This is a genomic window from Nonomuraea polychroma (assembly GCF_004011505.1).
Lineage (GTDB): Bacteria > Actinomycetota > Actinomycetes > Streptosporangiales > Streptosporangiaceae > Nonomuraea > Nonomuraea polychroma.
Genome location: NZ_SAUN01000001.1, coordinates 7,750,644 through 7,763,795, shown reverse-complemented (window position 1 = coordinate 7,763,795; position 13,152 = coordinate 7,750,644). Strand labels below are relative to the sequence as shown.

The following is a 13,152-nucleotide window of genomic DNA, read 5'->3' as shown; positions in this document are numbered from 1 at the left end:
TTCACCAGCGCTTCTGGTAGCGGTTGCGGAGCCAGATCGCGATCGAGTTCATCAGCAGGAGGATCACCAGAAGGATCACGATCGCGGCGGCGGCCAGGATGTGGAACCCCTCGCGCGACTGCGAGATCCAGTTGAAGATCTGGATCGGGAGGACGGTGTAACTGGCGAAGATGCCGTCCGGGTTGAAGCGGATGAAGGAGACGGCGCCCAGCATGATCAGGGGAGCGGCCTCGCCGATGGCCCGGGAGAGGGCCAGGATCGAGCCGGTCGCGATGCCGGGGACCGACGCGGGCAACACCTGGCGGTAGATCGTCTGCCACTGCGTGGCGCCCAGTGCCAGCGACCCCTCGCGGATGGACGGCGGCACTGCCCGGATCGCCTCGCGCGAAGCGATGATCACGATGGGGAGGACCAGCAGGCCGAGGGTGATCGACGCGGTGATCACACTGAAGCCGAGTCCGATCGTGCGGGCGATGATGCCCAGGCCGAGGATGCCGTACACGATCGAAGGGATGCCGGCGAGGTTCTGGATGTTGAGCTCGATGACGCGGTTGTACCAGCGGGTCCGGTCCGCGTACTCCTCGAGATAGATCGCCGCGGCGATACCGGTCGGGAGCGTGAAGACCGCGGTCAGCGAGATGACCCAGAGCGTGCCCATGATGGCGGACTGGGCGCCGGCGATCTCCGGGTTGCGGATCGACGGCATGTTCTCCCAGAGCCGGGCGTCGAGCCGCGGCCACCCCTGCGTCAGGACGAAGACGAGGAGGGTGACCAGGAAGATGAGCGCCAGCGCCAGGCTGGCGAGCAGGAGCGTCCGGAACAAGATCTCCTTGACCGGGCGTCCCTGGCTCGCCAATTGCACGGCGGAGCGTGGCGTCGAGAGAACAGCCATTACTCGTACACCTCACGATATTTCCGCACCAGGCGGGCGCTGACGTAGTTCATCGCGAACGTCATCACGAAGAGCAGGGCGCCGACCGCGAAGATGGTGTCGTAGTCCACCGTGCCCACCGGAACGTCGCCGGATCCCGCCGCGGCGATGAACGCGGCCATGGTCTGCATCGCCATGCCCAGGTCGAGCGTGAAATTGGGCTGACCGCCACCGGCGATATAGACGATCAGCGTCTCGCCCGCGGCCCGCGAGATCGCCAGGATGACGGCCGCGACGATGCCGGAGAAGGCCGCGGGCAGCACGACGCGGAGCGAGGTGACCATCCTGGAGGCGCCCAGGGCGAAGGAGCCCTCGCGCAGGCTGTTCGGCACCGACGACATCGCGTCCTCGGACAACGACGCGACGATCGGAATGATCATGAATCCGACCACAAGGCCCGCGCTGAGCGCGTTGAAGATCTCGATCTCGAACGGGAGGACGTCCCGCAGCAGCGGGGTCACGAAGCTCAGGGCGAAGAACCCGAACACCACGGTCGGGATGCCCGCCAGCACCTCGAGTACCGGCTTGAAGAACTTCCTGACGCGTGGCTTGGCGTACTCCGACAGGTAGATCGCCGAGGCCAGGCCGAGCGGCACGGCCACCACGATCGCGATGGCGGTCGTGATGAGGGTCGCGCTGACCAGCGGCAGCACGCCGTAGTGCGGGGGTTCGAACAGCGGTCCCCAGTTGGTGGAGGTGAAGAACTCCACCGCGCTGACTTCCCCGAAGAACCGGATCGTGGGCTCCAAAAGGGAGATCACGATGCCGACAGTGGTGGCGATGGAGACCAAGGCGGCCAGCATGAGGACCGCCTTGATGGCCATCTCGCCGTAACGCGGGCGCGACCGCGCCAGGGACTGGGGAGTCCCCGGCACGGTCGCGGTGTCTCCGGCCGCCATCAGCCCGCCTGGGTCTTCAGCGAGGCCAGGTCGGTCTTGAGCTTGCTCTCCTGCTCGGCGTTGAGCGGGATGTACTTGGCGTCGGTCACGATCTTTTCGATGTTGGCGACGTAGTAGTCGAGGAAGGCCGCGACCTCCGGCCGCTTCACCGCGGCGCTGGACGGGTAGATGAACAGCGGCCTGGCCAGCGGGGTGTAGGTGCCGTCCTGGGCCGTCTCCTTGCTGGGCGCGACGCAGCCGTTGCCGGAGTCGATCTGGACCGCCTTGAGCTTGGCGGCGTTCTCCTCGAAGTAGGTGTAGCCGAAGTAGCCGAGGCCGCCCTTGGTGCCCTCGACGCCCTGGACGGTGACGTTGTCGTCCTCGCTGGGGCTGTAGTCCTTGCGGCTGGCGCCCTCTTCACCGTTGATCTCGTCGGTGAAGTAGTCGAAGGTGCCGGAGTCGGTGCCCGGGCCGAAGAGCTTCAGCGGCTCGTTCGGGAACTTGGGGTCGACCTGGTTCCAGCTGGTGATCTTCTTCTCCGCGCCCGGCTCCCACATCTTCTTGAGCTGGTCGACGGTGAGGCACGTGGCCCAGGTGTTCTCTTTGTTCACCACGACGGTCAGCGCGTCCGTCGCCACGGTGAGCTCGGTGTACTTGATGCCCTTGGCGTCGCACGCGGCCTTCTCCTCGTCCTTGATCGGACGGGAGGCGTCGGCGATGTCGGTCTCGCCGTTGCAGAACTTCTCGAAACCACCGCCGGTGCCGGAGGTGCCCACGGTCACGTTGACCTTGGCCTGCTCCTCGCTGAAGAACTCCGCGGCGGCGCTGGTCAGCGGGGCTACCGTGCTGGAGCCGTCAACCTTGACCTGCCCGGCCAGTTCGGCGCCGGCGCCCGTGCCGGCGGAAGCGGAAGCTGTGCCCTCCCCGGCGGGCGTAGTGGTGTTGGTGCCGCCGCATGCGGCGGAAAGGCCCACAACGATGGCGGCCGTCGCCACCGCGCTGAGGCGGCGCTGTCCACGGGTCACGGTGTTTCCTCGTCCCTAGTGAGATCTTTACTTCGACACCTCCGATAACACCGGGTGAAAGTGAACGGGAGTAGAACGACCCGTGACCGAGGTACAAAGAGGTGTTCCTGGTCGTATGAATAGCGTGTAAGGGTCATCCTGGTGACATGAGCTATCGCGTATGTCTGGTGTGCATGGGGAACATCTGCAGGTCACCGATGGCGGAGGTGGTCCTGCGGAAGGCCCTCGCCGACCGGGGGCTGGCCGATCGGGTCGTCGTCGAGAGCGCCGGGACCGGCGGCTGGCACGAGGGTGACCCCATGGACGAACGGGCGCTGCGGATCCTGTCCGACCACGGTTACGACGGCTCCATGCACCGGGCCAGGCAGTTCACCAAAGACTGGTTCGACAGGCATGACCTGGTGCTTGCCATGGATCTCGACAACCTTGCCAATCTACGGCGGATCGCGCCTGCCGGGGTGGAGGTGCGGCTGTTCCGCTCGTTCGATCCCGCGGCGCCTGCCAATGCCGAGGTGCCGGACCCCTACTACGGGGGCCGGGAAGGGTTCGAGGAAGTGCTCGCGCTGGTCGAGTCGGCCGCCGAAGGGGTGGCCAAGCACGTCGCCGATGAGATCGACTGAGGACCTGGGCTCGTCGCACGGGTGGCGCCTGCAGCGGGGCGTGCTCGACGACGGGCGGCAGGTGTTCGCGAAGACCGGTGTCGTTTCCGAAGTGTTCACTTCGGAGGCGGCCGGGCTGCGGTGGCTCGGCGAGGCGATCGCCGTTCCTGAGGTGATCGAGGCCGGGCCCGACCGGCTCGTATTGTCGTGGGTGGAGCAGGAACGGCCGAGCGTGGCGGCGGCCGAGCGGTTCGGCCGGGCACTGGCCCGCCTGCATCGCTCGGGAGCGCCGGGCTTCGGTGCGCCGTGGCCTGGGTTCATCGCCGAGTTGCCGATGGACAATTCGCCGTGTGACGACTGGCCGGCCTTCTACGCGGAGCGGCGGGTCCTGCCCTTCCTGCGGGAGGCGCGGCTGCCCGCGTCGGACGTGGCCGCCGTCGAGCGGGCCGTGGAGCGGTTCGCGGAGGTCGCCGGGCCGGCCGAGCCGCCGTCGCGGATCCATGGGGATCTGTGGAGCGGGAACGTGTTGTGGTCCGGCGGGTCCGCGGTGCTGATCGATCCGGCGGCGCACGGCGGGCATCGGGAGACGGATCTGGCCATGATGGCGTTGTTCGGGCTGCCGTACCTGGATCGGGTGCTGGGGGCGTACCGGGAGGAGTGGCCGCCGGCGGACGGGTGGCGGGAGCGGGTGCCGCTGCACCAGTTGCATCCGCTGCTCGTCCACGTGGTGTTGTTCGGCGAGTCCTATCGGGACAGTTTGATGGAGGCGGTACGGCGGGTGCTCGCGCTCTAACGGCGTCTACGGGCGCCCGCAGTGTGTCTCAGACTGATTTGCGTCTGCGGTAGGCGCGTTGCTGGCAGGCGCGCGAGCAGTAGACGCGAGGCCGACCGGACGCCGTGGGCTCCAGCGGCCTGCCGCACTCCTCACAGGACTGCGTTTCGTCACGCCTTTCGTCACGCTCGTTGATGAGGGCCTCGATGCCGTCCAGGAGGCGGCGCAGGCCGAAATCGAAGGAGTCCTCGGGGGCGTCCCAGCCGCCCGCCGACCACAGGTACGAGATCGTGGGGTAGCGGTCGAGCCTGTTGTAGAGCGTGTCGCGCGCGCCCCACCAGTCCTCCTCCGACACGCCGCTGCGCCGCTCCTCGTGCCGGGTTTCGAGCAGGTGCAGGGCTTCGGCGTCGATGAAGCGACCCACCAGTCCGACAGCGGCGATCACCTCGGCGGGGGTGAGCGCGGTGCCGGTGAGGGTGCTCAGCATGTAGTCGTAGTGCGCGACGCCGTTGGGGCCGGGGAGGTGGCGGGTGCCGCGTACCTCGGCCAGCCAGGGGTGCCGCCTGCGGATTCGCCACGCCTGCCGGGCGACGTCCTCCAGCCGTACCCGCCACCCGTCCGGCCCGGTGTCGGACATGATCGGCGCTGGGGCGGACATCGGCCCGGCGTTCCCGGCCGGCTCGCCGTCGGACGGGGCGGTGGCGACGCCGATGTCCGTGGGGCCGGTGCGCGTGGGTTCGGTGCTTGTCGCCGGGTCGGTGTGGAGGGCTTCGCCGTGCGGGGGAGTGGTCTCCGAGGGCGTGGTGTGCGCGGTGGCGGAGGGGACATCGGGGTGCTCGCCCAGGACCTCGTCCACCATCAGGTCGACGAGCTGATCCCGGCCGGGCACGTGACGGTAGAGGGACATGGTCGTGAAGCCGAGCCGGTCGGCCACCTTGCGCATCGACAGCCCGGTCAGCCCTTCGGCGTCGGCCAGCTCGATGGCGGCCTGGACGATCCGCCCCACGCTGAGGCCAGGCCGCGGCTCCCCGTCCCGCGTCCGCCACAACAACTCCAGCCCGTGATCCGGGTCCCCGGCTCTGCCGCGCGTCATTGGCGCCCTCCTTGTTTATGGTGTAATACTACGTGTACGCCATAAACAGCAAAGGGGTTCTCAATGTTCCACTTCCACGTCGCGCCTTCGGGTGACGACACCGGGGCAGGCTCCGCCGAGCAGCCCTTCGCCACGCTCGAACGCGCCCGGTCCGCGGCGCGCCAAGCGGCCGGAGACGTCATCGTCCACCTCAGGGCGGGCACCCACGTACTGACCGAGACCTTAGAGCTCACCGACGCCGATTCGGGACGGGACGGCCATCGGATCGTCTACCAGGCACACGGCTACGGCACGCCTGATCACGAGGAAGTCGTGATCAGTGGCGGCCGCCGCGTCACGGGCTGGCGGGAGCGGGACGGCGTGTGGACGGCCGACGTCGGCGACCTCGACACCCGGCAGCTCTACGTGGACGGCCGCCGGGTCCTCCGCGCCGGCATCCCGGGCCTTCCCGGCGCCGCCCGTGCGACCGTCACGGGTTACGTCACGGACAGCGTGGATCCACGCAGGTGGCACAGCCCGGGCGATGTCGAGTTCGTTTACCAGGGCGTTTACCCCTGGACCGAGGCTCGGTGCGGGGTGGCGACGGTCTCCGCGGACGGCGACGCGACAGTGGTCACCATGGCGCAGCCCGCGTTCGGCTGGGCGGCCGAGCTCTACAACTCCACCTGGGAGGGCCAGACCTCCAGCGGGCTCGGGCTGCCTACGCGGATCGAGAACGACGCCGCCTTCCTGAGCGAGCCGGGAACGTTCGTGCTCGACCGCTCCGTTCCCGGGCGGCACGTCCTGCTCTATCTGCCTCGTCCGGGCGAAGACCCTGAGCGCACACAGGTGGTCGCGCCGGTGCTCGAGACGCTTCTGAGCGTCGCGGGGGCGCGGAACGTGTCGTTCCGTGGGCTGGTGTTCGCCGATGCCACCTGGCTGCGTCCCAGCCGTCCCGAGGGGTTCCTGCACTACCACGGCAGCGGCTACTACGAGGGCGGCGGCGTGGAGACGGCGGTTCTGGGGGAAGGGGCGTCGGTGACGTACCCGGCCGCGTCCGCGTCCATTCCAGCGTGCGTGACGTTCCAGGACGTGGCGGCAGTGGAGATCGAGGGGTGCCGGTTCACCCGGTTGGGGGCGTTCGGGCTGGGCGTGTCGGGCGGCGCGGGGGTCGCCGTGCGCGGCTGTGACTTCGACACACTGTCGGGCGGTGGCATCTCCGTGTCGGACGGGCAGGATGTCACGATCGAGGACACCTGGGTGCACGATGTCGGGCTCGAATACAGCGGGTCGCCGGGGATCGCCGTGTCGGGCGCGCGGGGGTGTGTTGTCGCGAACAACGAGATCGCGGACGTACCGCACTGCGGGATCGTCATCAGTCCCGGCGAAGGGGCGCGTGTGCTGCGCAACCTCACCGTGGACACCATGAAAGTGCTGGCCGACGGCGGCGGGATCTACCTCGCCGGGGCACAGGGGGTGTCGCACGAGAACGGTGCACTGGTGCAGGGCAACGTCATCGAGGACACGCGCACGCCGTACAACTTCGGGCTCTACACCGACTACGGGGCCGCGTGGGTGACGGTGGAGGAGAACGTCGTCACGCGGGCGGACAACACGGCCGTATTGGCGGTGGCGCCGCCCCTGGAGAACGTCATCTATCGGGGGAACGTCTGGGACGCCGACCCGGTGGGGCACGACAGTCCGCCTCGTGGGGTGACGTACGAGGGGAATGTCACGTTCAAGGATGAACGGGAACTGAACGCGGCCACAGTCGGCATCCGGTCACGGGCGGGGCTGCTGCGTCCGCGGCCGGGGTCGCGTACGTGGAGGGCGGGTCCGGGCGCGTCTGAGTGAGTGAGGTGCGCGCGTCGCCCGCGCGTGCGCAGACCCAGGGGTGTCGTGGTGGTCGGCTGGGCGATTCGGGTCGCTAGCGTACGGTGCTGTTGAGGCGGTGGATGACCTCGTCGTGCAGGACGCCGTTGCTGCAGACCAGGCTGCCGCCCTCCAACCCCCTCACTCCGGCCACGTCCGTCCAGACGCCACCGGCCTCCTCGACGATCACCGTGAGCGCGGCCATGTCCCATGGCGACAGCTCGGGCTCGGCGGAGAAGTCCACCGAGCCCTCGGCGACCATCATGTGCGACCAGAAATCGCCGTACGCCCTGGTCCGCCAGCAGGCGCGCCCGAGGTCGAGGAAGTTGTCCAGCTTGCCGGTCTTCTCCCAGCCGCCGAAGCTCGAGTACGAGAACGACGCGTCCTCCAGGCGGGACACCGAGGACACGTTCATTCTGGACGCCTTCGTCAGGCTCTTGCCGGTCCACGCGCCGCCCTCGATCGCCGCCCACCATCGCCGGCCGATCGCCGGGGCGGACACCAGGCCGACGACGACCTTGCCGTACTCCATGAGCGCGATGAGCGTCGCCCACACGGGCACGCCGCGTACGTAGTTCTTGGTGCCGTCGATAGGGTCGATGATCCACGACCGGGCGCCCCACCCGGTCTTGCCGAACTCCTCTCCTACGACCGCGTCACGCGGCCTGGCACGACGCAACGTGCCGCGGATCGCCTCCTCCACGGCGCGGTCGGCGTCGCTGACCGGCGTGAGATCGGGCTTGGTGTCGACCTTGAGGTCGACCGCCTTGAACCGCCGCATGGTCAGGTCATCGGCGGCGTCCGCCATGACATGCGCGAGGCGTAGATCATCGTTATAACCCTGCACGATCGCCCACGCTACCGTGTCGGGTATAGAGAACATCAGCCACAGACGGCTCTTTTCTGGTAACTCCCGTTTCTATTACTGGTCAGTAATATGTCCACCATGTCGCTAGATGTCGGTGCCTTGCTGCTCCAGACCGTCCCTTTTGCCCGAACGCTGGGCATCACCTTCGACTCCGTCGGAGACGGCCAGGCCGTTTCCCGCCTGCCCGATCGTCAGGACCTGCACAACCACGTGTCGGGTCCACATGCCGGGGCGCTTTTCACGCTGGCCGAGTCGGCGTCGGGAGCGGCGATGCTTTCCGCCCTCGGTGATCAGCTCGAGCGGGCGGTTCCGCTGGCCGTATCGGCGAGGGTCGAGTACCGGAAGCTGGCCATGGGCGAGGTTCACGCCGAGGCTCGGCTGCTGGTGGCGCGCGAGGAGGTGGTGGCCAAGCTGGACGCGGGGGAGCGGCCGGTGTTCGACGTGGCGGTCGACATCAAGAACGCCGACGGCGCCGTGGTGTCCACCCTCACCGTCACCTGGACCCTCCGCCCCAACCGGCCTGCGGCTTGACAGCCGGCGCCGATCATGGCCCGTGATCGGGCATGAACGCCTTAATCCGCGCAGCTCTGGTCGGGGCCGTGATCGGGCTCGCGGAGGCCGCCCTGGCCGATTACATGGTCGAAACCGATGACCCTCGCGTGTTCTTGCTGATGGTGCTCGGGGCCTTTCCTGCGAGCATGCTGCTGTGCCTCTGGGGCAGGCTGCCGCATGGGTGGCTGATATCGGTCCTAGGACCCGTCAGCGTCATCGCATGTTTCGCCGCCGCCCAGATACCGGGCATGCACTACGAGGTGTTGGGTGAGTGGGGCAGCCGCCTGTTCTACATGTCCATCGGCGCGGGCGCCTTCGCGTTCGCCGCTGCCCTGATGACCCCGATGCGCCTGGCGAGGCGCCTGTCCGCACTCGCGATGATCGCGGTCATCGGCGCCACCGCCTGGATGGGGCGGAGCAACGTTGCGGCGCTCTTCGGCGCGCAGGCGATGGCCGCTGAGGGAGTGCCGCTCATCGCGCCCGATCTTCCGGAGTATCGTCTCGCCGACGTCACCACCGGGGACCAAACGATCGCTCTGTGGTACGAGCGGCGGCGTGACCGCGCTGACCTACTGGTCTCCATCGACCAGAGAAACGATTGGACGACTCCTGAGCGGGATTGCCAGAGCTCTTCGGAGCTGCGCGTGTGCCGAGAAGTATCGGCCGAGGTCTGGATCGGCACCGGGGAGGCGCGCACATCGATGATCGCAACACGTGGTGACGCCCTGGTGGAGGTCTCGAGCGGCACGGCGACGGAGGCGGAGCTCCTGGCCGTGTTGCCGACCTTCCGCCCGGTCGAGATCTGGGAGCTGGCCTGGCACTGACGTCAGGGTGTGTCGTCGGAGACCGGTTCCCGGCGGGACGCCGCCGATTCGTCGAGAGTGCCCTCGCGGCTGGACAGGAGGCGGCGCAGGGATTCCAGGCGGGTCGGGTCGGCGTTGCCCGCGGCCGCCCAGGCGTCCAGCGCGCACCCGTCGCCCAGGTGCGTGCAGCCCTTGGGGCAGTTGACCGTGCCCTCCACCAGGTCAGGGAACGCGGCCAGGACCGTTTCCACGGATACGTGCGCCAGGCCGAAGCTGCGCACCCCGGGCGTGTCGATGATCCATCCGCCGTCCGGCAACTCCAGGGCAACGGCGGAGGTGGAGGTGTGGCGGCCGCGGCCGGTCACCGCGTTGACCTGGGCCACGGCTCGGTTGGCGTCCGGGACCAAAGCGTTGACCAGGGTGGACTTGCCGACGCCGGAGTGGCCCACCATGACGCTGATGCGGCCGTTGAGGTGCTCCCGGAGCTCGTCCAGCGGGCCGCCCTTGCGGACGACGACGTGCGGTACGCCCAGCGGTTCGTACAGCCCGATCAGCTCGTCCGGCGGGGCGAGGTCGGACTTGGTGAGGCAGAGCAGGGTGTCGATCTCCGCGTCGAAAGCCGCCACCAGAATCCTGTCGATCATGCGCGGCCGGGGCGGCGGATCGGCCAGGGCGGTCACGATGACGAGTTGGTCGGCATTGGCCACGACCGGGCGTTCGATGCCGTCCGTGTCCTCCGTGTCGTCGGCCGAGCGGCGCAACATCGAGGTGCGCGGCTCCACGCGTACGACCCTGGCCAGGGTGTCGGGACGGCCCGACACGTCACCCACCAGGGCGACCCGATCGCCTACGACGATGCCCTTGCGGCCCAGCTCGCGGGCCTTCATGGCGACGACGAGCCGGCTCTGCTGCTGCTTGCGCTTCTGGGCCGAACCCTTGGGTCGTTCGGGCTCGACCAGCGTCGTGTAACGGCCGCGGTCGACGGCGACCACGAAACCTTCTACGGCGTCCTCGTGCGCAGGGCGAAGACGAGTCCGCGGCCGGGAACCCTTGCCTGGCCTGACTCGTACGTCGTCCTCGTCGTACTCCCGCTTCTTCAGCGGTCCGCTCCCATACGCTCGCTTCCCTTCCGTGGAGTGGTGGCATGTGCTTGCCGGCGCAGTCGTCGGCGGCCCGAGGCGGCTGCTGACGTCGCCCCCAGGCCGTGGCGACCGGGATCGCCGGGGACGTGGTCCGTGATCGTGTCCTGGTGTGTCTTGTGGGCGCCGCCCGGGACTGGCCGGGCGGCGGTGGAGTGGGTGGATCCTCGCGTCGGCATGCGGAGAACGGCGTGCCAGCACGTGTCACCCTTGTCCGACGTGCCCGGAGCTTTGGTGGCGAAACCAGCCGAGGCCTGGGGTCCGGTCATCGGGCGACCGGCACATGTTTCAGTCGTCGGGTGCCGGTCATCGCGCTCCCAGCATCGCCGTCCACATCTGGACGAACTCGGGGAGGGTCTTGGCGGTCGTCGCGATGTTTTCCACCTCCACGCCGGGCACCCGCAGGCCGATCACGGCGCCGGCCGTGGCCATGCGGTGGTCGTCGTAGCTGTGGAAGGTGCCGCCGTGGAGCGGGCGGGGGCGGATGACGAGGCCGTCCTCGGTCTCCTCCACGTCGCCGCCGAGGCGGTTGATCTCGGTGGCGAGCGCGGCGAGGCGGTCGGTCTCGTGGCCGCGCAGGTGGCTCACGCCGCGGATGCGGCTCGGCGTGGTCGCGAGCGCGGCCAGGGCGGCGATCGTCGGGGTCAGCTCCCCCACCTCGTGGAGGTCGGCGTCGATGCCGGAGATCTCGCCCGTCCCCGAGACGACCAGGTCGGTCACGTCCGCGCCGGGCGCCTCGGCCCTGGTGACCGTGCCGCCCATGGCGGTCAGCAGGCCGCGCAGGGCGTCGCCCGGCTGCGTGGTCTGCAGCGGCCAGTCGGGGATGGTGATCGTGCCGCCCGTGACGAGGGCCGCCGCCAGGAACGGGGCCGCGTTGGACAGGTCGGGCTCCACCGTCATGTCCCTGGCCGCGATCGGCCCGGGCTCGACCCGCCAGACGTCGTGCTCGCTGTCGTCGACCGTGACGCCGGCCGCCCTGAGCATCTGCACGGTCATCTCGATGTGCGGCTGAGAAGGCACCGGCGGCCCCACGTGGCGGATCGTGACGCCCTTCTCGAAACGCGCCGCCGTCAGCAGCAGGCCCGAGACGAACTGCGACGATCCCGACGCGTCCAGCATCACCTCGCCGCCCGCCAGCGGGCCGCTGATCGTGAACGGCAGCGCGTCGTTGTCCACCCGCGCCCCCAGCGCGCGCAGGGCGTCGAGGATGGGGCCCATCGGGCGTTTGCGGGCGTGCGGGTCGCCGTCGAAGGAGACGGGGCCGTCGGCCAGGGCAGCGATCGGAGGGACGAAACGCATGACCGTGCCCGCCAGGCCTGCGTCGATGGCGGCGCCGCCGCGGATCGGGCCGGGCGTCACGTGCCAGTCCACGCCCGCGGTGCTCTCGTCGCCGGCCACCAGCGTGGCGCCCAGCGCCCGCAGCGCCGCCACCATGAGATCCGCGTCGCGGCTGCGCAGCGCCTGGCGCACGAGGCCCGGGCCGTCGGCGAGCGCGGCGAGGACGAGCGCCCGGTTGGTCACCGACTTGGAGCCAGGCAGCGAAACGGTGGCGGTGACAGGGGCGGTCGCGGTGGGTGCGGGCCAGTGCGGAGCGGGCATGGTCAAAGAGTACTGGGGCGTGGCAAGGCGAGGTCACAGCCTGTGGATAACGACTGCGCGGCGGCTCGGCCCAGGCACGTCAGGGCGCGGCGTGGGAAGCAAACATGCGATCGAAAGCCGTACGTGGCAGGGTGGGGTCATGTGCGGTAGATACGCATCGGCGCGCAAGAAGCACGAGCTGCTCGAGGAGTTCCAGGTCGAGCAGGACGCCGAGCCCGACAAAGAGCTCAACGCCGACTACAACGTCGCCCCCACCAAGAACGTCTACGCCGTGCTGAGCCGGGTCCCCCAGGAAGCCGAGCGGGCGGTGCGGCAGCTCAGGATCGTGAAGTGGGGCCTCGTGCCCGCCTGGGCGAAGGACCCGTCCATCGGGTCGCGGCTGATCAACGCCAGAATCGAGACGGTGGCCGAGAAGCCGTCGTTCCGTCAGGCGTTCGCCAAGCGCAGGTGCCTGCTCCCGGCCGACGGCTACTTCGAATGGATGCCGGTCGAGGGCGAGAAAAAGAAGAAGCAGCCGTACTTCATCCATCCCGAGGACGGCGGAGTGCTGGCGATGGCGGGCCTGTACGAATTCTGGAAGGACCCCTCGCGGGACGACGACGACCCGCTCAAATGGCTCGTCACCTGCACCGTCATCACCACCAACGCCGAGGACCACCTGGGCCGCATCCACGACAGGATGCCCATGATGATCGAGCCCGAGCGCTGGCAGGAGTGGCTCGACCCCAAGGTGACCGACATCGAGCAGGCTTCGCGGCTGCTGGTCCCGGCCGACCAGGGACGGCTCACGGCATACCCGGTCTCGACCGATGTCAACAACGTCAGAAACAACGGGCCGGACCTCATCAAACCTTTGGCAGATGAGGAGGAAACGGCGCTTTTCTAAAGGTGTAAGAAGCTCGGTAAGTGGGCATCCGGTGAGGAAAGCGATGCATCCGTTTACTCGGTGTCACCGCCACAAAAGCCCCTAATTGCCACCGGGCGGGACATCCGGGGAGTCCTCGCTACGGGTTGCCCTCTTTTTACCCGGAGGTGCGGATTC

General features: G+C 68.8%; 13 protein-coding genes. 6 read left to right on the top strand and 7 right to left on the bottom strand.

Annotation, left to right across the window (positions count from 1 at the left end):
- Position 1: 1 nt before the first annotated feature.
- Genes pstA through EDD27_RS35340 form a run of 3 tightly spaced genes read right to left on the bottom strand, consistent with a single transcriptional unit; the run spans position 2 to position 2,834 of the window.
- Complete coding sequence (gene pstA, locus EDD27_RS35350; RefSeq protein WP_127936251.1) at positions 2–892, bottom strand: phosphate ABC transporter permease PstA; 891 nt, start codon at positions 890–892, stop codon at positions 2–4.
- Positions 892–1,830 (bottom strand): phosphate ABC transporter permease subunit PstC, encoded by a 939-nt coding sequence (gene pstC / locus EDD27_RS35345; protein WP_127936250.1) that lies wholly within the window; start codon positions 1,828–1,830, stop codon positions 892–894. The genes pstA and pstC overlap by 1 nt, the downstream gene beginning before the upstream one ends.
- On the bottom strand, positions 1,830–2,834 hold the full coding sequence (locus EDD27_RS35340) for a PstS family phosphate ABC transporter substrate-binding protein (RefSeq protein WP_127936249.1): 1,005 nt from the start codon (positions 2,832–2,834) through the stop codon (positions 1,830–1,832). Before EDD27_RS35340 ends, pstC begins: the two co-directional genes overlap by 1 nt.
- A 146-nt stretch (positions 2,835–2,980) precedes the next feature.
- On the opposite strand from EDD27_RS35340, the gene EDD27_RS35335 reads away from it, so the two are divergent.
- Together EDD27_RS35335 and EDD27_RS35330 are read left to right on the top strand one after the other, a co-directional pair.
- The gene (locus tag EDD27_RS35335; RefSeq protein WP_127936248.1) at positions 2,981–3,454 is read left to right on the top strand and encodes a low molecular weight protein-tyrosine-phosphatase; all 474 of its coding nucleotides are present in this window, start codon (positions 2,981–2,983) and stop codon (positions 3,452–3,454) included.
- Entirely contained in the window at positions 3,441–4,226 is a 786-nt protein-coding gene (locus EDD27_RS35330) for a fructosamine kinase family protein (RefSeq protein ID WP_127936247.1), read from the top strand. The genes EDD27_RS35335 and EDD27_RS35330 overlap by 14 nt, the downstream gene beginning before the upstream one ends.
- A gap of 28 nt (positions 4,227–4,254) precedes the next feature.
- On the opposite strand, the gene EDD27_RS58420 is transcribed toward EDD27_RS35330, so the two are convergent.
- Positions 4,255–5,298: a TetR/AcrR family transcriptional regulator gene (locus tag EDD27_RS58420; RefSeq protein ID WP_206641797.1), complete on the bottom strand. Its 1,044-nt coding sequence runs from the start codon at positions 5,296–5,298 to the stop codon at positions 4,255–4,257.
- A gap of 63 nt (positions 5,299–5,361) precedes the next feature.
- Between EDD27_RS58420 and EDD27_RS35320 the strand changes: the two genes are divergently transcribed.
- Positions 5,362–7,131: a right-handed parallel beta-helix repeat-containing protein gene (locus EDD27_RS35320; RefSeq protein WP_127936246.1), complete on the top strand. Its 1,770-nt coding sequence runs from the start codon at positions 5,362–5,364 to the stop codon at positions 7,129–7,131.
- Positions 7,132–7,204: 73 nt separating this feature from the next.
- Here EDD27_RS35320 and hisN read toward each other — a convergent pair whose 3' ends face one another.
- Positions 7,205–7,996, bottom strand: a complete 792-nt coding sequence (gene hisN / locus EDD27_RS35315) for a histidinol-phosphatase (RefSeq protein ID WP_127936245.1) — start codon at positions 7,994–7,996, stop codon at positions 7,205–7,207.
- A 90-nt stretch (positions 7,997–8,086) separates the two neighbouring features.
- Between hisN and EDD27_RS35310 the strand changes: the two genes are divergently transcribed.
- Positions 8,087–8,548, top strand: a complete 462-nt coding sequence (locus tag EDD27_RS35310; RefSeq protein ID WP_127936244.1) for a DUF4442 domain-containing protein — start codon at positions 8,087–8,089, stop codon at positions 8,546–8,548.
- 68 nt (positions 8,549–8,616) lie between these two features.
- Complete coding sequence (locus tag EDD27_RS35305; RefSeq protein ID WP_127936243.1) at positions 8,617–9,393, top strand: hypothetical protein; 777 nt, start codon at positions 8,617–8,619, stop codon at positions 9,391–9,393.
- 2 nt (positions 9,394–9,395) lie between these two features.
- Here EDD27_RS35305 and rsgA read toward each other — a convergent pair whose 3' ends face one another.
- Together rsgA and aroA are read right to left on the bottom strand one after the other, a co-directional pair.
- Positions 9,396–10,472 (bottom strand): ribosome small subunit-dependent GTPase A, encoded by a 1,077-nt coding sequence (gene rsgA / locus EDD27_RS35300; RefSeq protein WP_127941172.1) that lies wholly within the window; start codon positions 10,470–10,472, stop codon positions 9,396–9,398.
- Positions 10,473–10,817: 345 nt separating this feature from the next.
- Positions 10,818–12,110: a 3-phosphoshikimate 1-carboxyvinyltransferase gene (aroA, locus tag EDD27_RS35295; RefSeq protein WP_206641796.1), complete on the bottom strand. Its 1,293-nt coding sequence runs from the start codon at positions 12,108–12,110 to the stop codon at positions 10,818–10,820.
- 139 nt (positions 12,111–12,249) lie between these two features.
- On the opposite strand from aroA, the gene EDD27_RS35290 reads away from it, so the two are divergent.
- A complete protein-coding gene (locus tag EDD27_RS35290; RefSeq protein ID WP_127936241.1) occupies positions 12,250–12,996 on the top strand; it encodes an SOS response-associated peptidase in 747 nt (248 codons plus the stop codon).
- Positions 12,997–13,152: the final 156 nt, after the last annotated feature.

Bases quoted from the DNA above. Each gene is read 5' to 3' on its own strand.
- EDD27_RS35320 (WP_127936246.1), top strand. From the start codon at position 5,362: ATGTTCCACTTCCACGTCGCGCCTTCGGGTGACGACACCGGGGCAGGC.
- pstA (WP_127936251.1), bottom strand. From the start codon at position 892: ATGGCTGTTCTCTCGACGCCACGCTCCGCCGTGCAATTGGCGAGCCAG.
- aroA (WP_206641796.1), bottom strand. From the start codon at position 12,110: ATGCCCGCTCCGCACTGGCCCGCACCCACCGCGACCGCCCCTGTCACC.
- EDD27_RS35290 (WP_127936241.1), top strand. From the start codon at position 12,250: ATGTGCGGTAGATACGCATCGGCGCGCAAGAAGCACGAGCTGCTCGAG.
- EDD27_RS35310 (WP_127936244.1), top strand. From the start codon at position 8,087: ATGTCCACCATGTCGCTAGATGTCGGTGCCTTGCTGCTCCAGACCGTC.
- EDD27_RS35330 (WP_127936247.1), top strand. From the start codon at position 3,441: ATGAGATCGACTGAGGACCTGGGCTCGTCGCACGGGTGGCGCCTGCAG.
- EDD27_RS35335 (WP_127936248.1), top strand. From the start codon at position 2,981: ATGAGCTATCGCGTATGTCTGGTGTGCATGGGGAACATCTGCAGGTCA.
- pstC (WP_127936250.1), bottom strand. From the start codon at position 1,830: ATGGCGGCCGGAGACACCGCGACCGTGCCGGGGACTCCCCAGTCCCTG.
- EDD27_RS58420 (WP_206641797.1), bottom strand. From the start codon at position 5,298: ATGACGCGCGGCAGAGCCGGGGACCCGGATCACGGGCTGGAGTTGTTG.